The 19,701-nt window shown below is 63.7% G+C and carries 14 protein-coding genes and 1 tRNA gene; 9 read left to right on the top strand and 6 right to left on the bottom strand.

Annotated features, from left to right (window positions below; all coding sequences use genetic code 11):
- Positions 1-73: 73 nt before the first annotated feature.
- Both acs and NG898_RS04530 read left to right on the top strand, forming a co-directional pair.
- Positions 74-2,056 (top strand): acetate--CoA ligase, encoded by a 1,983-nt coding sequence (acs, locus tag NG898_RS04525; RefSeq protein ID WP_252691249.1) that lies wholly within the window; start codon positions 74-76, stop codon positions 2,054-2,056.
- Positions 2,057-2,078: 22 nt separating this feature from the next.
- The gene (locus tag NG898_RS04530) at positions 2,079-4,142 is read left to right on the top strand and encodes a sodium:solute symporter family protein (RefSeq protein WP_252691250.1); all 2,064 of its coding nucleotides are present in this window, start codon (positions 2,079-2,081) and stop codon (positions 4,140-4,142) included.
- A gap of 122 nt (positions 4,143-4,264) precedes the next feature.
- Here NG898_RS04530 and NG898_RS04535 read toward each other — a convergent pair whose 3' ends face one another.
- From NG898_RS04535 to NG898_RS04550, 4 genes are all read right to left on the bottom strand, one after another.
- Positions 4,265-5,068, bottom strand: a complete 804-nt coding sequence (locus NG898_RS04535; protein WP_252691251.1) for a bestrophin-like domain — start codon at positions 5,066-5,068, stop codon at positions 4,265-4,267.
- Positions 5,069-5,072: 4 nt separating this feature from the next.
- Positions 5,073-6,080: a hypothetical protein gene (locus NG898_RS04540; protein WP_252691252.1), complete on the bottom strand. Its 1,008-nt coding sequence runs from the start codon at positions 6,078-6,080 to the stop codon at positions 5,073-5,075.
- A gap of 315 nt (positions 6,081-6,395) precedes the next feature.
- Positions 6,396-7,958: a methyl-accepting chemotaxis protein gene (locus NG898_RS04545; protein WP_252691619.1), complete on the bottom strand. Its 1,563-nt coding sequence runs from the start codon at positions 7,956-7,958 to the stop codon at positions 6,396-6,398.
- A 522-nt stretch (positions 7,959-8,480) separates the two neighbouring features.
- A complete protein-coding gene (locus tag NG898_RS04550) occupies positions 8,481-10,484 on the bottom strand; it encodes a CocE/NonD family hydrolase (protein ID WP_252691253.1) in 2,004 nt (667 codons plus the stop codon).
- Between the two features lie 526 nt (positions 10,485-11,010).
- Between NG898_RS04550 and NG898_RS04555 the strand changes: the two genes are divergently transcribed.
- Positions 11,011-11,292: a DUF7696 family protein gene (locus NG898_RS04555; protein WP_252691254.1), complete on the top strand. Its 282-nt coding sequence runs from the start codon at positions 11,011-11,013 to the stop codon at positions 11,290-11,292.
- A 143-nt stretch (positions 11,293-11,435) separates the two neighbouring features.
- On the opposite strand, the gene NG898_RS04560 is transcribed toward NG898_RS04555, so the two are convergent.
- Together NG898_RS04560 and NG898_RS04565 are read right to left on the bottom strand one after the other, a co-directional pair.
- Positions 11,436-11,526 (bottom strand) — tRNA-Ser (locus NG898_RS04560).
- A gap of 54 nt (positions 11,527-11,580) precedes the next feature.
- A complete protein-coding gene (locus NG898_RS04565) occupies positions 11,581-12,273 on the bottom strand; it encodes a TetR/AcrR family transcriptional regulator (protein ID WP_252691255.1) in 693 nt (230 codons plus the stop codon).
- A gap of 195 nt (positions 12,274-12,468) precedes the next feature.
- Between NG898_RS04565 and NG898_RS04570 the strand changes: the two genes are divergently transcribed.
- The 6 genes from NG898_RS04570 (at position 12,469) to NG898_RS04595 (ending at position 19,685) form a co-directional block, all read left to right on the top strand.
- A complete protein-coding gene (locus tag NG898_RS04570; RefSeq protein WP_252691256.1) occupies positions 12,469-13,668 on the top strand; it encodes a porin in 1,200 nt (399 codons plus the stop codon).
- Positions 13,668-14,051, top strand: a complete 384-nt coding sequence (locus NG898_RS04575; protein ID WP_252691257.1) for a c-type cytochrome — start codon at positions 13,668-13,670, stop codon at positions 14,049-14,051. The genes NG898_RS04570 and NG898_RS04575 overlap by 1 nt, the downstream gene beginning before the upstream one ends.
- Positions 14,035-15,495 (top strand): D-arabinono-1,4-lactone oxidase, encoded by a 1,461-nt coding sequence (locus tag NG898_RS04580; RefSeq protein WP_252691258.1) that lies wholly within the window; start codon positions 14,035-14,037, stop codon positions 15,493-15,495. Before NG898_RS04575 ends, NG898_RS04580 begins: the two co-directional genes overlap by 17 nt.
- Positions 15,488-16,771, top strand: a complete 1,284-nt coding sequence (locus NG898_RS04585) for an alanine racemase (RefSeq protein WP_252691259.1) — start codon at positions 15,488-15,490, stop codon at positions 16,769-16,771. Before NG898_RS04580 ends, NG898_RS04585 begins: the two co-directional genes overlap by 8 nt.
- Before the next feature lie 152 nt (positions 16,772-16,923).
- A complete protein-coding gene (locus tag NG898_RS04590) occupies positions 16,924-17,391 on the top strand; it encodes a (2Fe-2S)-binding protein (RefSeq protein WP_252691260.1) in 468 nt (155 codons plus the stop codon).
- Positions 17,388-19,685: a xanthine dehydrogenase family protein molybdopterin-binding subunit gene (locus tag NG898_RS04595; RefSeq protein ID WP_252691261.1), complete on the top strand. Its 2,298-nt coding sequence runs from the start codon at positions 17,388-17,390 to the stop codon at positions 19,683-19,685. Before NG898_RS04590 ends, NG898_RS04595 begins: the two co-directional genes overlap by 4 nt.
- Positions 19,686-19,701 lie beyond the last annotated feature (16 nt).

The following is a 19,701-nucleotide window of genomic DNA, read 5'->3' on the forward strand; positions in this document are numbered from 1 at the left end:
CGTAAGGCTGGAGTCAGGTCAGCCCCTTAGATTCGCCGCAAAACGACTACAGACATCGCTATCAGGAGACACCATGGCTGGCATTGAATCTGTCCTGCAGGAAACGCGCGTGTTCGACCCGCCCGAATCCTTTGTCAAACAGGCAAACATCGCCGGCATGGATGCGTACCGTGCGCTGTGTGCCGAAGCCGAGCACGATTACGAAGGCTTCTGGGCGCGCCTCGCACACGAGCATCTGCTGTGGCACAAGCCCTTCAGCAAGGTGCTGGATGAGTCCAACGCACCGTTCTACAAGTGGTTTGAAGACGGCGAGCTCAACGCTTCGTACAACTGCCTCGAACGCAACCTTGAGAACGGCAACGCCGACAAGGTCGCCATCATTTTCGAGACCGACGATGGCAAGGTATCGCGTGTCACTTACCGCGAACTTCACGCACGCGTCTGCCGCTTCGCCAATGGCCTGAAGGCCCTGGGCATCAAGAAGGGCGACCGCGTCGTGATCTACATGCCGATGTCGATCGAAGGCATCGTCGCCATGCAGGCGTGCGCGCGCATCGGTGCGACGCACTCGGTGGTGTTCGGCGGGTTCTCGGCCAAGTCGCTGCAGGAACGCATCGTCGACGTGGGCGCCGTGGCGCTTATCACGGCCGACGAACAGATGCGTGGTGGCAAGGCGCTGCCGCTCAAGGCCATCGCCGATGAAGCGCTCGCCATGGAAGGCACCGACGCCGTCAAGCACGTCATCGTCTACCGCCGCACCAACGGCAACGTGAACTGGGTGGAAGGCCGCGACCGCGCGATGGACGAGGTCGAAGCCGGCCAGCCCGATACCTGCGAAGTGACGCCGGTGGGCGCGGAGCATCCGCTGTTCATCCTCTACACCTCGGGTTCGACCGGCAAGCCGAAGGGCGTGCAGCACAGCACGGGCGGCTACCTGCTGTGGACGTTGCTCACCATGCAGTGGGCGTTCGACCTGAAACCCGACGACATCTTCTGGTGTACAGCCGATATCGGCTGGGTGACGGGCCACAGCTACATCGCGTACGGCCCGCTCGCGGCCGGTGCCACGCAGGTCGTGTTCGAAGGTGTGCCGACGTATCCGAACGCCGGCCGCTTCTGGGACATGATCCAGCGTCACAAGGTCAACACGTTCTACACCGCACCGACGGCGATCCGCTCGTTGATCAAGGCCGCCGAAGCGGACGAGAAGGTCCACCCCAAGCAGTACGATCTCTCCAGCCTGCGCCTGCTCGGCACCGTGGGCGAGCCGATCAACCCGGAAGCCTGGATGTGGTACCACACGAACATTGGTGGCGGACGTTGCCCGATCGTCGATACGTTCTGGCAGACCGAGACCGGCGGCCACATGATGACGCCGCTGCCGGGGGCCACGCCCCTGGTGCCGGGCTCATGCACGCTGCCGCTGCCGGGCATCATGGCTGCCATCGTCGATGAAACCGGGCACGACGTGCCGAACGGGCAGGGCGGCATCCTGGTCGTCAAGCGTCCGTGGCCGTCGATGATCCGCAACATCTGGGGCGACCCGGAGCGCTTCAAGAAGAGCTACTTCCCGGAAGAGCTGGGGGGCAAGTTGTATCTGGCGGGCGATGGCTCCATCCGCGACAAGGACACCGGCTACTTCACCATCATGGGCCGCATTGATGACGTGCTGAACGTCTCGGGCCACCGCATGGGCACGATGGAGATCGAATCGGCGCTGGTGGCGAACCCGATTGTTGCGGAGGCCGCCGTGGTGGGCCGCCCCGACGACATGACCGGTGAAGCCATCTGCGCGTTCGTGGTGCTCAAGCGCTCGCGCCCCGATGGCGACGAAGCCAAACAGATCGCCAACGAGCTGCGCAACTGGGTCGGCAAGGAGATCGGGCCGATCGCCAAGCCGAAGGACATCCGCTTTGGCGACAACCTGCCCAAGACGCGCTCGGGCAAGATCATGCGCCGCCTGTTGCGTTCGCTGGCCAAGGGCGAGGACATTACGCAGGACACGTCCACGCTCGAGAACCCGGCCATTCTCGATCAACTGAAGGAAACGCGCTAACCCCCAGCGCTGGTCGCCAACCTTGGCCGCCGACTCCCAACAAGACAGCCGCTTTCGCAAGCGGCTGTTTCTCTATTACGGGCTCTATACCGTAGGGCTGCTGCTCTTCATCGTGATGATGGGCGCGATCGAGCGTGTGCGTGGGCCGGGCGTGTGGCTCGGCTACGTGTTCCTGTTCGTCACCATCGCCATCTATGCGTGCATCGGGCTGATCTGCCGCACGGCCGATCTGACCGAGTATTACGTGGCAGGGCGCCGCGTGCCGGCGCTCTTCAACGGCATGGCCACGGCGGCCGACTGGATGAGCGCCGCCTCGTTCATCGGCCTTGCGGGCATCGTGTTCGCCTCGGGCTACGAGGGCCTCGCTTACGTGATGGGCTGGACGGGCGGCTACTGCCTGGTCGCTTTCCTTTTGGCGCCGTACTTGCGCAAGTTCGGTGGTTACACGGTGCCGGATTTCCTGGCCAATCGCTACGGCAACGGCGAGCGCGGCGGCAGTTCTGTCGTGCGCGGCATCGCGGTGCTGGGCGCGACGCTGTGTTCGTTCGTCTACCTCGTTGCGCAGATTCAAGGTGTGGGGCTGGTGGTCACGCGTTTTATCGGCGTCGAGTTTTCGGTGGGCGTGTTCTTCGGGCTGGCGGGCATTCTGGTCTGTTCGTTCTTGGGCGGCATGCGTGCCGTGACGTGGACCCAGGTGGCGCAGTACATCATCATGATCGCGTCGTTTCTGGGCGTGGTGTCGATCATCGGCTGGCATCGGTATCACGATCCGGTACCGCAGCTTTCGACGGGCCGCATGCTGCTGCAGATCGAGAAAGAGGAACGGCGCATCGCGCACGACCCTGCCGAGCAGCACGTGCGCGACCAGTTCCTGAGCGAGGCGCAGGCGCTGCAGGAGCGCATCTCGCAACTGCCGCAGTCGTTCGAGCATGCGCGGGAAACACTGAATACGCAGCTCAGGCTTGCACGCGAACGTAATGCGCCACTGCGCGAGATCAAGTCTCTGGAGCGCCAGCGCGAAGAATTTCCGCCCGATGCGGCCGCCGCGTCGATCCTCTGGAACCAGCAGCGCGAAGACGCGCTGGCACGCAGCCGCATGGCGCCGCCATCCACTGAGCCATTTCCGTCGGCGTCGCAAAACGAGCGTGGCACCGAGCGGCTGAACTTTGTGCTCCTGGTGTTTTGCCTGATGGTCGGCACGGCCAGCCTGCCGCACATCCTCACGCGCTTTCACACCACGCCGTCGGTGCGCGAGACACGCAATTCCGTGAGTTGGACGCTGGTTTTCGTGGCGCTGCTGTATGTGTCGGCGCCAGCGCTGGCGGCCCTCGTCAAGCTTGATTTGCTGCAGCACCTGGTCGGGGCGCCGTTTGCTGACCTGCCGCAGTGGATCGTGCCGTGGCGCAAGGTCGACCCACCCGTGTTTGCTCTGCATGACATCAACGGCGACGGCATCGTGCAGTGGGCAGAGGTGATGATGCAGCCAGACATGATCGTGCTGGCCGCGCCCGAAATTGCGGGGCTGCCGTACGTGTTGTCCGGGTTGATTGCAGCGGGCGCGTTGGCAGCGGCGCTGTCGACTGCCGATGGCCTGCTGCTGACGATTGCCAACGCCCTGTCGCACGACGTCTACTTCCACATGATCGACAACACGGCCAGCCACCAGCGGCGCGTGACGAGCGCCAAGGTGGTGTTGCTCGGGGTGGCGTTGCTGGCCGCTTATGTGACGTCACTGAAGCCGGGCAACATCCTCTTTCTGGTGGGGGCGGCTTTCTCGTTGGCGGCGTCCTGCTTCTTTCCGGTATTGGTGCTGGGCGTGTTCTGGAAACGCACCAATCGTGCCGGTGCCATCGCGGGCATGCTGACGGGGCTGGCCGTGAGCGTGTACTACATCATCGCCAACTACCCGTTCTTCACGCGCATGACGGGCGTGCTTGGCCAGCCGTGGTTTGGCGTCGACCCGATCGCCTCCGGTGCGTTCGGCGTGCCGGCCGGTTTTGTCGCTGCGATTGTCGTGAGCCTCGTGACCAAGCCGAATCGGCCGGTGATCGACAAACTCGTCGGCTACATTCGCGATCCGCAGTAAAAAAAGCCGGCTCCCGACGAGCCGGCAAAGGGCAGGGCCGAAGCGTGGGAACTCCGGCCCTGGGGCTGACCTCTCCCGCCAGCCCACAACACGAGTGGGGGCAGCGCGGCGAGGCGGCGCGCTCAGTCGGGCAAGGGATGCGCCTGCGGCTTGTCGTTCGATAGCGTCTGGATAGACCGCTCCAGCGGCGCCGCGCTGACGCTGACTTCGCCTGCAAAGGGCCGGTCCACGGCCAGCACAAAAAAGAACGCCAGGCCCAACGTGGTCGCCCACACCGCCACCAGCGCCATGTGAAACCGCGTGGCCGGCAGCGCGTAGAGCAGCAACAACGACAGGCCGCTGGCGATGAGCATCACGCCCCAAAGCGTGCCGGGCATGGCGGCTTCCAGGTTCTGCAGGCGTTTCTCCCGGTACTTCACCATCTCGTTGACGCGGGCGAGCACTTCAATCAGCAGCACGCGCTCACGGTCGTCATGGGGCGTGATGCGGTTGGCCGTGGCAAACATGCTGTTGAACGCAGCCTCAGTGTCCGCATCAGGACGCGCATGCTGCTGCATGCTCGGCCATTCGTCGTGGACGACATGCTCCAGATACGTGATCAGCTCGCGCCGCGCGGTGGTGGCGCTCGGGTGTGAGAACGCCGAGAGATCGCGGGCAAGTTCCGTGGCACACGCAGCTTCGGCGGCCACGATGTCCGCGGCGGCTTGATACGCACCCCATACCGAGATGGCCGAGAAGGCGACCAGCAGCGAGTTGATGGTCGTGACGGCCGTCATCATGGCGATGGTCATGTTGCGCTGTTCGGCGTCGAGCGTGACTGGAAGAACGCGGCGGAATAGCACATAGCCGCCCAATGCCACGAACAGCGTGGCGAAGACGATGATCGCGCCCATCGCCCACGCGGGGATGTTGTAGAGGAACAGCATGAGGTCACTCCTTGGACGGGCGGTTGGAAGCCGGTGCAGAAACCGTCGGATCGCCGGCGGCAAGCATGGCGCGTGTGAAATCGGCCAGCCGTTGGCGCATCGCCTCGGGCGAGGCGCTGCTATCCAACGTCTGTTGCAGATCGATCAGGTTTGCGGCGAGTTCGCTTTGCCACTGCGTACGCTCACTGGCAGCGCGGGCGCGATAGGTCTGCATGGCAGCGTCGGCATCGGCCGAGCGGTCGCCGCGTACGAGTGTTTCGAGCGCATCCACCAGCCGCTGCAATAGCCGGTGCACAGCAGTGGCAGAGAAACCGCCCAGCATCGCCAGCGTCGGTTTCCCGAAGTTGTGCATGCTGCCGCCATCGAACAGATGCGCCGGCAGCATCTCGACCAGAATCAACCCCGCAATCACGCCGAGGATCAACCGTGCGCAGTAGGAAGCGTCGTACTTCGGGTCGTAGGTGGCTGCGGCCACATAGCGATGTGCCTGAAACAGCGTGGCAAACGACGCGCCCAGCCCCGCGCAGAACAGCAGGAACAGCGTGTTCCATAACAGGGGCGCGCCGTCCGAGTCGAGGAAGCCCCGGTCGATGTTTGCGCTCGATACGTCGGGCGACATGCCGGTGGCAATCACGGCGATCAGGAAGACGATCGCAGCGCTGGTCAGCAGCCGGATCAACGGCACAGGACCGAGCCATGGGAATGGATGATCGCTGCGATGCTGCGTGTCGAGCAGCGTGACGGCCTGCGGCGTGGCCGGTGCAATGGCGGCCGCAAGCTTGCGGTGGATGGCTGCCAGCGCGTGGTGCGGTGTGGCCTGCGGCGGCATCTGGCGGTCGATGAGCGGGCCGAGCTGGGCGATGAGTTCTGGCGCGACTGGCAAGCCGTGATGCAGGGCGTAGCGGGCCATCGCTTCGCATTCTTCACGCAGTTGTTCAACGAGTGGCGGGATTGGTTGTGGCTGCGGTGCCGCACGCGGGCGCAGCCAATGCGCGAAGCCGAGCGGGATCATGCGAGCCTCCCGTCGTTGGATGGCATGCTCGGCAGGAAGGCAGAAAGCGAGCCGCGTTGCAGGTGTGGGCTGTTGTGTCGCATGGTGGCTTTCGTCCCAGGACGGGCCGTGCACGGCCCCGGCTTGCCCCGTCGCTTGTCTCACGCGGGGCCAGTCCACTTTGCGTCGCGCGTACGAGCCCGCCAATGCAGCGGAAGTCACGAACGACGGCCTAACGAAAGACACAGGACAGAAAAGAGAAAACGCCCGCGGCCTTTCGGCGGCGGGCGTAATGACAGCTTGGAGACGACAACTGCTATGGTGAGCGTGCTCCGGTCAGGCGCGTGCGGCGTGCGGATCGACCCGGAAGAAGGACATGGCCGCGTTCAGCTCTTGCCCCTGGTCCTGCAGCGATTGCGATGCGGCTGCGGCTTCTTCCACCAGCGCCGCATTGCGCTGCGTGACTTCATCCATTTGGGAGATCGCCTGGTTGACTTGTTCGATGCCGCGCTTCTGCTCGACCGATGCGGCGGCAATTTCTTCCATGATGTGCGTGACGCGGGCCACGGCTTGCGTGACCTCCGTCATGGTCTCGCCGGCCTCGCCCGCCAGCGTGGAGCCGTCGTGAATGCGCTCCACCGACGAGGCGATCAGTTCCTTGATCTCCTTGGCCGCCGTTGACGAGCGCTGCGCCAGGCTGCGCACCTCGCTGGCGACCACCGCAAAACCGCGCCCCTGCTCGCCTGCGCGTGCGGCTTCCACGGCGGCATTCAGCGCGAGGATGTTGGTCTGGAATGCGATGCCTTCGATGATGCCGGTGATGTCGGCAATCTTGCTCGAACGGTCACTGATGTCCTGCATGGTCGATACGACCTGGCTGACGACCGTGCTGCCCTTGAGCGCCACTTCGGACGCAGTGGAGGCGAGCGCGGTGGCGTGCTGAGCATTGTCGGCGTTCTGCTTCACGGTGGAAGTCAGCTCTTCCATGCTGGCTGCCGTTTCCTGCAACGACGATGCCTGTGCTTCCGTGCGCTGGCTCAGGTCGGCATTGCCCGCTGCAATCTGTTTGGCTGCGCCGGCCACGCTGCTGCTGCTGTCGCGCACCTTGTCGACGATCTCCGTCAAGCGGCCGTTCATGTCGCGCAGGGCAGAGAGCAGGTGGCTCGTCTCATCCTTGCCTTGTACATCGATGCGGCTGCTCAGATCACCGCGCGCCACCGTCTGGGCGACTTCCACCGCCGTGCGGATCGGCTGCGTGATCGAGCGCGTGATGATGATGCCGGAGATCACTGCCAGCAGCACCGCGCCGATCGACAGGCCGGCCAGCAGATTGCGCTGCATGACGTACTGCGCCTCATACGCCTGCACGAGCTGCTCCTGGCGCTCGTGCGTGTACGTGGCATACGCGTCGGTGGTCTTGATGAGGGCGGCCAGCAGCGGGCGGCATTCGTTGTCCATCTTCTGGATGGCTTCGTCGTGTTTGCCGGCCAGCGCCAGCCCGACGATGTCGGTCGCCACGGGGCCGTACTTGGCTTCCACGCGGTTGATGTCTTCCACCAACGTACGGGCGCGATCGTTGACGTCCTTGGCGCCCGCAATCATGTCGTTGAGCTGCTTGAGCTTGCTCTTCACATCGTCGTGCGCACGAAAGACGTCAGCCTTCTCCAGATCCAGATCTTTTGGCGTGACCACGAGGACCAGGTTGCGTGCGGCGATGGCGCGGCGATCCACCGCCGTGCGCACGTCGTTTGCCACATCGGCGCGGGCGCTGATGCCGTGCACGTAGTTCGAGAATCCTTCGGTCGATTCGGACAGCGCCCGCAGGGACATGCCCGATACCACGACAACAATGGCTGCCAGCACCCCAAAGCCCGTTGTGAGCTTGGCTTTGATGGTCATCTGAAAAAGGTTCACAGCGTCCTCCGGTTTGCTGAATGAATTGAGATGTGGTCGCGCACCGGAGCGGCTTGAGAAAGACGGTCGACGACCACGTTAGTTATGCGCAAGGGCTGCGTAGTTAAGAAAGGGACAGGTTGTGTCACGGTGTGACCGATTTTCCCTGGTTGGATTTTCCGGTCTCCACGGGGTTATCGGCATTGAAAAGAAAATCCTGAATAACATTCTTCTGAGCGTTTTAACTTAATGCGGATTAGGGCGGTTGTTTTGCTAATGAAACCTTGCCTGACAAGGGCTGGGGCGCCCTCGTTTCGAATCGTGAGATGGATTATGCAGGCTGGATGGCGTCAACGTTTTTCTACTCTATTTGCGTTATTTATATTCAGATATCGATATTTTCACTACAGTATTCGCGATGCGTAGTTTTACGGATGTAATTGCCGGATTACATATTTTGGTGGTGCCTGGTATCTAAAGAAAACGGCCCGCGAAGCGGGCCGTCAGATCACCGTGGACGGGTGCTTGCTACAGCGCCGTGGCGGGCACCACGGGCAGCACAACCTTCGAGGGATGGGCCGCATCGCTGTAGACCGTCAGCACGCCGAACAGCGAGTTGAGCAGCGTGGGCAGCGGCGGCACGCCTTGCGGGAGGTTGCTTGCGCCCACAGCCACCCGCAGCTTGTGGCCCTTGGCGATAAGCGCACTCGTCGGGAACAACTCCACCGGCACCATGACGGCCTGACCCGGCATGAGCGCCTGCACTGAGCTTGGGGTGAACGGATGCCATGGCTGGATCATCAGGCCGTTCATCGTGCGCGAACGGCTGGCGTCCACCGCACGCAACGAGGCCGTCTGGAGGCCATCGGTGAGCGGCGTGACATTGCCCGCTCCGTCCACGTCGTCAATGCGTACCGAGACGCCGGCGTCCAGCGCGGTGGTCGAGATCCACACGTCCGCTTCGATCGGCCCGTTGAGGTAGACATCGGCCGGCATGGGTGGCGTCTCGAACTTCACGTCGGCGGCTTCGGCGATGGTGTCATCGGTCTGGCACGGCAGCGGGATGAAACCGGTCAATCCAGCGGTCCATTGCGACAGGCTGATCGAACATGCGCCGTTCAGCGGCAGCTGTGCGACCGTGTTGGACGCTTCGTTTGCCGCAGGCGCGGTGGCCGACAGGCTCTTGTCGCCACGCAGAAAGAGTTGCTGCGCCTGTACCTGCGGATGGGGCCAGTCCGTGGCCGTGGTGTAGTGGCCGAGGCCGGTCACGTATTGCGTGACGTTGGGAAGCGCATCGGCGCCCACGTTCATGCCTTTGACGTACTGGTCGAACCATTGCAGCTGAATGTGGTTCAGCGGCGGCACGCCATCGACGGGCAACCCGCTGCCCAACGCGGCCTGCAGATGTGTCCATGGGCCGATCAGCAGCTTGGCCGGCGCCTGCGTCTTGATGCTCTCGTACGTGAGCGGTTCACTGCGCTGGAAAAGATCGTGCAGGCCGCCCACCACGAAAGTCGGCACGTTGATCTTCCCGTCGTTTTCCAGCGGCGAACGCGTCGCCCAGAACGCGCCGTCATAGGCCGTGGCCGTCGTGCCCAGCAGCGCCTGCAGCATGGTCGGCAACTGGAACGTCGTGACCGCAGACACCAGATGTTGCAGCACGGCAGGCAGACCGATTGTCGGGTCTGTCACCAGCGTCGGATCGGTCAGGCTCAGCACTGAAACCAGACCGAACCACGCCGGGATGAAGGTCAGGTTCGTCTGGCCACCCGTGAAGACGATGTCGCGGTAGCCGTCGCCAATCGGCACGATGGGGAAGGCCGCCTTGACCGCCGGATGGTTCTGCGCCGCCGTGATGACCGTCGTGATGCCGAGGTACGACACGCCGTAAAGGCCGATCGCCCCGTTGTTCCACGATTGCTGTGTCACCCAGTCGACCACATGGCCGTAGTCGCTTTGTTCGTCGGCGCCAAAGGCATCCCATGCGCCTTGCGACTGGCCGGTGCCGCGCACATCCACCACCACCGTCGCATAGCCATGCTGGACGATGTACGGATCGGCCGCGCCCAGCGCTGCACCGATCGATGCTTCGTATTGCGCGTTGCCGCCGTTGTACGACGTCTGCACCAGCACCGTGGGGAACGTGCCCGCAGCGGCCTTGCCCGATGCATCGGCGGGCAACGTCACATACGCTGCGAGCTTCGTGCCGTCGGGCATGGTGATGTACTGCATGGCCTGCCGCGCGACGCCCGCATACAGAGCGGGCGGGTTGTAGTCGACCCACTTGGCGCCAGCGTTGCTCGTAATGGACGTGCCTGGCTGCGCCGGTGTGGCGCGCGTACCAAGCGTGGTCCAGTTGACTGCGGCGGGCTGCGCCGGTTGTGTCGGTTGCGTGGTGTTTGAATCTGCGGGGATGCTGTTGGCGACGGCTGAGCTGTCACCGCCGCCGCAGCCCGGCAGCGAAAGCGCCGCGCACAGCAGCGCTGACGTCAGCATGCGGCCGTGCCGCACGCGTGGGTTGCCCACTTGCATGGGGTGTCTCCTCTTGAATGCTTTTGTTGTGTGGGGGGATGGCCGGCGCGCCGAGGGTGGCGGCATGCGGCCGGTCGCTCCCGGTCCGGAAGCGAAGCAAGCGAAGAGGCCGGCGCAGAAGAGGGGTGGGTGACACGACCGACCGCGCGCCAGCGGGCTTGGGCGCACGGATAAAGCACCAAGCATGCCTGTGAGCGCTGTATCCGCGGATGGCGTCGTGCCGCCGTCCGATACATGGATTGGGTAGCGGAACACCCCGCGCGTTACGTAACGTCCCGCGTAACGCGCGGCCGGATGCAGCCGTTTTCAGATGAGGATTTTGCACCCCACCAACGGAGGGAGACTGCCCGCAAAGCCCCGACAGCAGGGTGTTTCAAACAGATCAAAACGACAATGCGTGCATGCAAAAAGCGCGCATTGAGCGGTGCATTGGTGTTGGCATGGACGTTGCATATTCAGGCTGCACGCCCGGCACAGGGCGCCACACGAAGAGCGCAACAACAGCACAGACAGCAAGGGGGCCATCATGAATCGCACCATTCAAGACGTCGAGATTGCCGCTGCCATCGACTCGGACCTGCTTCGCCGCCGCGAGCAGTTTGCCGGTCAGCCCGCCGCCTGGCGGGTGTGGTCAGAAGCCGCACACGTTGCCACATTGAATGAGCGCGCACGCGCTGCGTTTATCGAGCACGTGGCCAATAGCCGCGGTGCCGATATTGCCCTGCGCCTGTTGCTCAAAGCGCAGTCGATTCGCGATCAGATTACACAGACCCTGCTGACGAGCGAGACGCAAGCCACGCTGCATTGAGTTACGCGAGGGGATGCCGACCGCGCGAGACGTGTCGGCGGTGGGATGCAAAAGGCCTTGTCGGGAGACCGGGCCTTTTGTTTTTGGGCGATGGAAAGGTGCCGCAGAAATGGAAATGCCCGCTTGCGCGGGCATTTGTGTTCTGGCGGAGAGAAGGGGATTCGAACCCCTGATAGGCTATTAACCTATACACGCTTTCCAGGCGTGCGACTTCAACCACTCATCCATCTCTCCGGAAGCCCGCGATTATAGCACACCGTGCGGGGCCGCCAAGCCCTGGCGCGTGTGTTACGTAGCAGTCATCAGCGCTTTGATTCCCGCAGTCGCTTTCGGCCCCGGAAAACGCTGCACGACGCCCAGCAGCAATACGTCGATCAGCGTTTCCAGATGTGACTCCGCGTTGATGCGCGGGATCCAGGGGTCGTCCCCGGTGGCGATGCGCAGCGCCGTCATGCCGTGAATGCCTTCCCAGAGTATCTGCGTAAGGCGGTGCAGGCCATCTTCGTCTGCGGTGACGAAGCCTTCTTCGGCGAGCCCGGCCACGATGCCGTAGACGAACGCGTAGGGGTCCCGATCCGGATTGCCAAACTCAAGGCTTGAGGTTTCCACCGGTGCGGCGGGGCGCCGTTCCATGAAGACGAGCACGTATTGCTCGGGGTTCTTCAGACCATAGCCGACATAGGCGCGGCACACGCGGCGCACACGGTCCAGCGCGTCGCCGCCCTGAGCGGCGGCCTGCTGCATCTGCGCGTTGAGCTTGAGCAGGTCTTCGTCCATTGCATGGGCGATGAGCGTGGCCTTATCCCCAAACAGCGCATAGACCACCGTGGTGGAGAACCCGGCCTGCTCCGCCACCTTGCGCATCGTCAGCTCGCGCGCGCCCTCCTTGAGCACCACCTTGCGGACCACCTTGAGGATGTCCTTGCGCCGCTGCTCCATCTCGCGCTGCTTGCGTGCTTGCAGCGTGTTGTTTCCGGTCATGTGTAGAGGGTTGGTTCTAGTCGTCGCAACAATTTTACTCCGCACGGCGTGGGCGCTTGCATTACGGCTGGCTGAGGTGACGGCCAAGACAGGCTGTTGAGGGAAATCCCTGATGCAAAAAACCGACGTTCCATAACGAAAATTGCGTTACCAAAAAAAACAACGTTATTTAAACGACGGAGAGGAGACATCCACATGAGAGAAACAAACGCCTGCGGGGCAGCATTGGCTGTGCTGACAACGCTGCTGGCCAGCAGTGCCATGGCGCAGAGCAGCGTGCAGCTATACGGGTTGGTGGACGCCGGTTTGCGTTATGAGACCAATGCCGTGAGTTACGGCCCAGACGGCACGCCGCTTTCCACCGGCTCGCGGATCGGGCTGACCCCGGGCGGCGGCATGACGGAGAGCTACTGGGGCATCAAAGGCAGGGAAGACCTCGGTGGCGGGCTCAAGGGCCTGTTCCAGTTGGAGAGCCACTTCAACCCGGCCAACGGACGAAACTGGCCGGAGGGCAGCGCGGAGTTCTTCCAGATCGCGTCGGTTGGCATCGAATCATCGACGTTGGGGCAGCTTTCTTTGGGCCGGCAGTACAACGTTGTGATGGAAGGCGTGACGATGGTCTACGGATCGAACCTGTGGGCGGGCGGCGATCAGGACCAGTACGTCAACCTGTTCAAGCCCGAGCACATCTTCATGGCGGGCAGCAAGACGAACAAGATGATCCACTACGGCGCACAACTGGGCGATGTGGTGTTCCTTGCGCAATATGCGCCGGGCGGGCAGCCGGGCTCGTTCAGCCGGGGGAGCCAGGTCGGGCTGTCGCTCTCGTACGTGCCGGAGCAGGGGCCGGTAAAGCTCGGTGCCTCGTTCCTGCGTACCAAGGACGACAACCTGAAGGCCCGCTTTGACGTCTACACCGCAGGCGCGCAGTTGGCGCTCGGCGGCACCACGATCCACGCGGGCTATATCGAGAACCGGCGCGACAACAATTTCACTTCGTTCGCGAACGGGCCGTTCAGCCCGACGGACCTTGCGGGCCTGGGCATCATTGCCCCCGAGCAGACGGTCGACCCGACGCTGCCTGGTGGCTTTGACCGGCGCCGCATGATCTTTACCGGCATCAGCTATCACGTGACACCCGCGTTTGTGGTGGCAGCCAATGGCTGGTTTACGCGACAGACCGGCTACACCGATGCCTTCGACGGTTCGGCCAACCAGTACCAGCTCGTGGCCGGCTACTTCCTCTCCAAGCGCACGCTGCTCTACGCAGAAATCGATCGCGCGCGCTACAAGGGCGGCCTGGTCGGCGCCCAACTGGTGGGCCTTAACACGCAGAGCCCGACGATCAGTTCCAACCAGACCGGCATGATGATTGGCATGCGGCACTCCTTCTGATGACACGACACACGCTTTCCATTTGGATGGCTGCGCTGATGCTGGCCGCCTGCGGCAGCGGCGCGCCTTCTGCGCCGGACTCGGCCACACAGCAGCGCGCCGAGACGCTACGCCCTACCAACGCGGCGCTAGCCGCTCAGTACGAACGCTCCTGCATGGCATGCCACGCGGCCGGCGGCAGCGGAGCACCGCTCACTGGCGCAACCGCGCGATGGCAACCGCGCCTGGCACAAGGCATGGAAGTACTGGTGAAGCATGCCACCGAAGGCTTCAACGCGATGCCCGCCAAAGGGCTGTGCAACGACTGCTCGCAGGCTGATCTGCGCGCGCTCATCGGCTTCATGATTCACGGCAAGGACGACACACATGCATCGACTCAGTAAAGCGGCTCCGGTATCGACGCAACAGCGGCGCGCGGCGCTCAAGGCGGGCGCGAGCGCCATTGCGGCGCTGGCGTTGGCTGGGCACGGCCCGTTAGCGCGGGCTGCACAAAGCGGTACCGCTTCAGCCAGCGCCGCTGACAGTGGGCTGCCGGCTGCCGATGCCGGCCGCCAATCCTGGCAAAACTGGTCCGGCATTCAGTCATGCAAGCCGACCGCCATTGCCACGCCGGCAAACGAAACAGAGCTGGCCGCGCTACTGCGTGGCGCTGAGCGTGGGGTGCGCTGTGTGGGGTCGGGGCACTCCTTTACCGCGCTGGTGCCGACGGAATCGACCCTGGTTTCGCTCGATCGCATGTCTGGCATCGTGTCGATCGACAAGGTGGCCGGCACCGTCACGTTGCAAGCAGGTACACGTTTGGCGCTGGTGTCCCGCTTGCTGGATGCGCAAGGGTTGGCGATGCGCAACTTGCCCGATATCGATGTGCAGTCGTTTGCCGGCGCCATTGCGACTGGCACGCACGGCACCGGCCAGAACCTGCCGGCGTTGCATGCCGATGTGATTGGCATGCGGCTGATGACGCCTGACGGCAACATTGTCGAATGCAATGAACAGAGCAATGCCGATTTGCTTTCTGCCGCGCGCGTTTCGCTCGGCGCATTGGGCGTGCTTACGCAAGTTACGCTGCGTACGGTGCCGGCGTACAACTTGCATCGTCGTGTGTTTCTGAAGCCGATTGAGGCCATGTTGGAAGAGGCCCCCGCCTTGGCTGAGCGGCATCGTAACTTCGAGTTCTACTACCTGCCGTTCACGGGCTACGCTGCGGGCATCGTTCACGACGTCTACGAAGGCAACGACGTGCTCACCCCGCAACCCGCTGACGAGGCCATGTTGAGCGACCTCAAGCGCTTGCGCGACTGGCTCGGACACTTCCCGAAACTGCGTCGCTGGATGGCGCAACGGTTTATCGATGCAGATCAAACCGAAGAGGCCAAGAACCGCTCGTGGAGGCTGCTGGCGACGCAGCGCCCGACACGCTTTAACGAGACCGAGTGCCATGTGCCGCGTAGCGCTGGAATCGATTGCGTGCGTGAGGTGATTGCCACGCTGGAGAAGCGGGACGACGTGTATTTCCCACTCGAATTCCGCTTCGTTAAAGGCGATGACGCGTGGCTGAGCCCCTTTTACCAGCGTGACAGTTGCTCGATTGCGGTGCACACCGCGCATGGTGAGCCGTATGACTATCTGCTGTCGGAAATTGACCTGGTCTACCGCAAGTACGAAGGTCGCCCGCATTGGGGCAAGCTGCACGCCGTTGGCCCCGACAGGCTTGCTGCGCTGTATCCGCGCTGGAACGATTTCCTGGCAGCGCGCGAGAAACTCGACCCGGAGGGCAAGATGCTCAACCCGTATCTGCATCAGTTGTTTGGGGTGAACCGTGGCTGATCGCAAGCGCCGTCGCATTCTGTTGGCCGGCGCGGGGGTTGCCGCGTTGGCCGGTGTTGCCGCGCTGCGGCCGAGCAATAAGGGCGGGGCGCACGACGCGTATTTCGCCGCGTTGTCGAACGTGCTGGAGAAGGCAGGTATCGGCACGCCCGTCATGGTCATTGATCGTGATCGGATGTTTGCCAACGCCGAGCAGGTCGCTCGCAACATCAACGGCCGTACAGGGTTACGGCTGGTGGCGAAGTCGCTGCCTTCGCTGCCGATGCTCGATGCACTGATGCGAGTCACGCGTACGCGGCGGTTGATGGTGTTCAACCTGCCGTACCTGCTGGCGCTGGCGCAGCAGCGGCCGGACACCGATTTGCTGCTTGGCAAGCCGATGCCCGCGTTGGCAGCCCGCACGTTCTATGCTCAGTTCCAGGGCGGCGCATTTGATCCAGCACGGCAGCTGCAATGGCTGGTCGACACGCCGGAACGTGTGGCGGAGTACCGCGATATGGCGCGTGCGCAGGGCAAGACGTTACGCCTCAATATCGAGATCGACGTGGGCCTGCATCGGGGCGGCGTCAACAGCGCCAAGGCGCTCGCCGACATGCTGGCGCTTATTGCCGCCGAACCGTTGCTCGCGTTCAGCGGGCTGATGGGCTATGACCCACACATCGTCAAGGTGCCCGATCTGCCTGGCGTGCGCGCAGCGGCGGAGCGCGATGCCAAGGCGAGCTATCAGGCATACCGCGATCAGGTGCTGAGTACGTTGAAGCCGGCTTCGCCTGACGCGCTCACCTTCAACGCAGCGGGCTCGCCCACGTACCGGCTGCACGACGGCAAGGGTGCTGCGAACGAAGTGTCCGTTGGCTCAGCCATGGTCAAGCCCCATGACTTCGATACCCCGCTGCTCGATGATCTGCGGCCGGCCAGCTTCATTGCCACACCGGTGCTCAAGTCGGGCGATTTTCTGCTGCCGGACGGCGCAGAGACGATCGGCAAACTCGTCAGTGCGTGGGACATCAACCAGCGGCACGGCTATTTCATCTACGGCGGCAATTGGTTTGCGGATCCGATTTCGCCCCCGGGTCTGGGTTTGAGCGAGCTGTATGGCATGTCGTCCAACCAGCAACTGCTGGTGGGGTCGGGTGCACAACGTTTGCGCCCCAACGATTACGTCTTCCTGCGCCCCCGCCAAAGCGAGGCCGTGCTGCAACAGTTTGGCGAATTGGTCGTGATGAGCCAGGGCAGCCTTGTCGAACGCTGGTCTGTGCTGCCGGCCATGCCGTGAGGTGTTGCGCGTGGCATGCATTCCGGAGGGGTGTATTTCTAGTGTTTGCGATCAGAACCAGAGGGGCCTCTCTATTGCGGTGCGAAGGTGTTTGAACGTACGCTTTGCCGCAAAAGTCGCAAGAATAACGATATCCGGAGACCCCCACCCCCATGGATTTGGACGTCAACCACAAGCCGGTCAGCGTTGATTGCGACCCGGCCACGCCCCTGCTGTGGGTGCTGCGTGATCATCTGAACTTGACCGGCACGAAGTTCGGCTGCGGCGTCGCGGCGTGCGGCGCATGCACGGTGCACGTGGACGGCGCGGCCGTGCGGTCCTGCGTGCTGCCGGTGGCGGCCGTGGCCGGCAAGCACATCACGACCATCGAGGGACTTGCCGGCGGCGAGGGCAAACGCCACGCACTGCAGCAAGCCTGGATAGACGAGCAGGTGCCCCAGTGCGGTTACTGCCAATCCGGCATGCTGATGGCCGCGGCGGACTTGCTTGCCCAACACCCTGATCCGAGCGATGCCGACATCGACGCGGCCATGACCAACATCTGCCGCTGCGGCACGTATCCGCGCATGCGCGCCGCCATCAAGCGCGCCGCCAAGGCGTTGCGGGAGGGCCGCGCATGAACGCGAAGGCAACGAAACCGCGTAGCGGACGCCGCCGTTTCCTGCTCGGCGCGCTTGGCATTGGTGGCGCACTGGTGGTCGGTTGGGGCGTGATGCCGCCGCGTAGCCGCGTGGGCGATCCGAGCATCTTCCCTGAGCACAACGGCGAGATTGCGTTGAACGGCTGGATCAAGATCACGCCCGAAGGCAACGTCGTGCTCGCCATGCCGCGCGTGGAAATGGGGCAGGGCATCCACACCGCACTGTCGATGCTGGCGGCGGAAGAACTGGACATTCCGCTCTCGCGCGTGAGCATCGAAAGCTCGCCCGTGGAGCGCATCTACGGCAACGTCGTCGCCATGGGCGACAGCTCGCTACCGCTGCATCCCGATAGCGCCGACAAGACCTGGGCCCGTGCACTGCACTGGGTCATGGCCAAGAGCGCGCGCGAGATCGGCCTCATCATCACCGGCGGTAGCAGCAGCACCGCCGATGGCTGGCAGCCGGTGCGCGAGGCTGCCGCTACGGCGCGGGCGGCGCTGGTGCAAGCCGCAGCACGCGAATGGAACGTGTCGGCTGCGGAGGTCAGCATCCGCGATGGCCAGTTGATTGGGCCCGGCGGCAAGCAATCCACGTTTGGCGGCATGGCCAAGTCGGCCCGCGGTATTTCTGCGCCGTCCAACGTCACGCTCAAGCCGGCCTCGCAATACCAGTTGATCGGCAAGCCGGCGCCGCGCAATGATCTTGCGGCCAAGACAGATGGCAGCGCGCGCTTTTCCATCGACACGCGCTTGCCCGGCATGCTGTATGCCGCCGTCGTGATGTGCCCCGTGTTTGGCGGCAAGCTCCAGACGTTTCAATCGAAAGCGGCGCTTGGCATGCCGGGCGTGCGTTACGTGGTGCCGTTTGAGGGCACTGCCGGCGGCGCACCCGGCGTGGCGGTGGTGGCTGATCATTACTGGCAGGCGCGTCAGGCGCTGGCAACGATCGAGCCCGTGTGGGACAACGGCTCGCATGCCAAGCTCGATTCCGCAGGCATTCGGCAGCAACTCGTCAGCGCGCTCGATAGCGACAAGGGCGGCTTTACGTATCGATCGATGGGCGACGGCCTGAAAGCCTTCGGCAAGGCCGATGGCGCCACCCTCGTCGAGGCGGAATACACCGCGCCGTATCTTGCGCACACCACGATGGAGCCGATCAACTGCACCGCGCAGGTGACGCAGGACGGCGTGCATCTCTGGGCGCCCACGCAGGTCGCCACGCTGGCGCAACTGGTGGCGGCACGCGCGGCTGGTGTCAGCGGCGACAAGGTGCATATCGACATCCCGCTCATCGGCGGCGGTTTCGGGCGGCGGCTGGAATCGGATTTCATCGGTCAAGCCGTCACCATCGCCACCAAGACCGATGGCAAGCCCGTGCAGGTCATCTGGTCGCGTGAAGAGGACGTTCGCCATGACTTTTATCGCCCGCACGCCATCGCTCGGCTCAAGGCGCGTGTCGAGAACGGCAAGGTCACGGCGATTGCGTCGCGCAGCGCTGGCCAATCGATTCTGGCAGGCGAGCTGGATCGACTGTTTGGCGCGCCGTCGGCGGGTATCGATCGCTATACCGCTGAAGGCCTGTTCGACTTGCCCTACGAAATCGAGCACGAGCACATCGCCCACCTGGCAGTCGATCTGCCGGTTCCCGTGGGGTTCTGGCGCAGCGTTGGCCACTCGTACAACGGGTTCTTCATGGAGGGCTTTCTCAACGACGTGGCGACGGCAGCCAAACTTGACCCGCTAGCGATGCGGCGCGATTTGCTGAATGCCCACCCGCGTGAGCTGAAGGTGCTGGACACTGCCGCCGAGGCCGCCGGCTGGGGGCAACCGCTCGCCCCGGCAGCCGACGGCGCGCCGCGTGCACGCGGCATTGCCCTGCACCCAAGCTTCGGCTCCGTGGTTGCGCAGGTCGTGGAGGTGTCGATGAAGGACGGCAAGCCGCGCGTGCACCGCGTTGTCTGCGCGGTCGACTGCGGCACGGTGGTCAACCCGGGCATCGTTGCGCAGCAGATGGAAAGCGCGGTCATCTTTGGTCTGACAGCGGCGCTATATGGTCGGATCGACATCAAGGCCGGCCAGGTCGTGCAGTCGAACTTCCCAGACTATCCGGCGCTCAAGATGGCTGAGGCGCCCGTCATTGAAACGCACATCGTGCCGAGCACGGCAGAACCCAGCGGCATGGGCGAGGTGGGTGTGCCGCCCATCGCGCCAGCCGTGGCCCACGCCGTGGCGCAGTTGACGGGCAAACCGGTGAGGCAGTTGCCCATCGTCTGATGGTCTGCTGCAGCGG

This window comes from Ralstonia mojiangensis (genome assembly GCF_023955645.1).
GTDB lineage: Bacteria > Pseudomonadota > Gammaproteobacteria > Burkholderiales > Burkholderiaceae > Ralstonia > Ralstonia mojiangensis.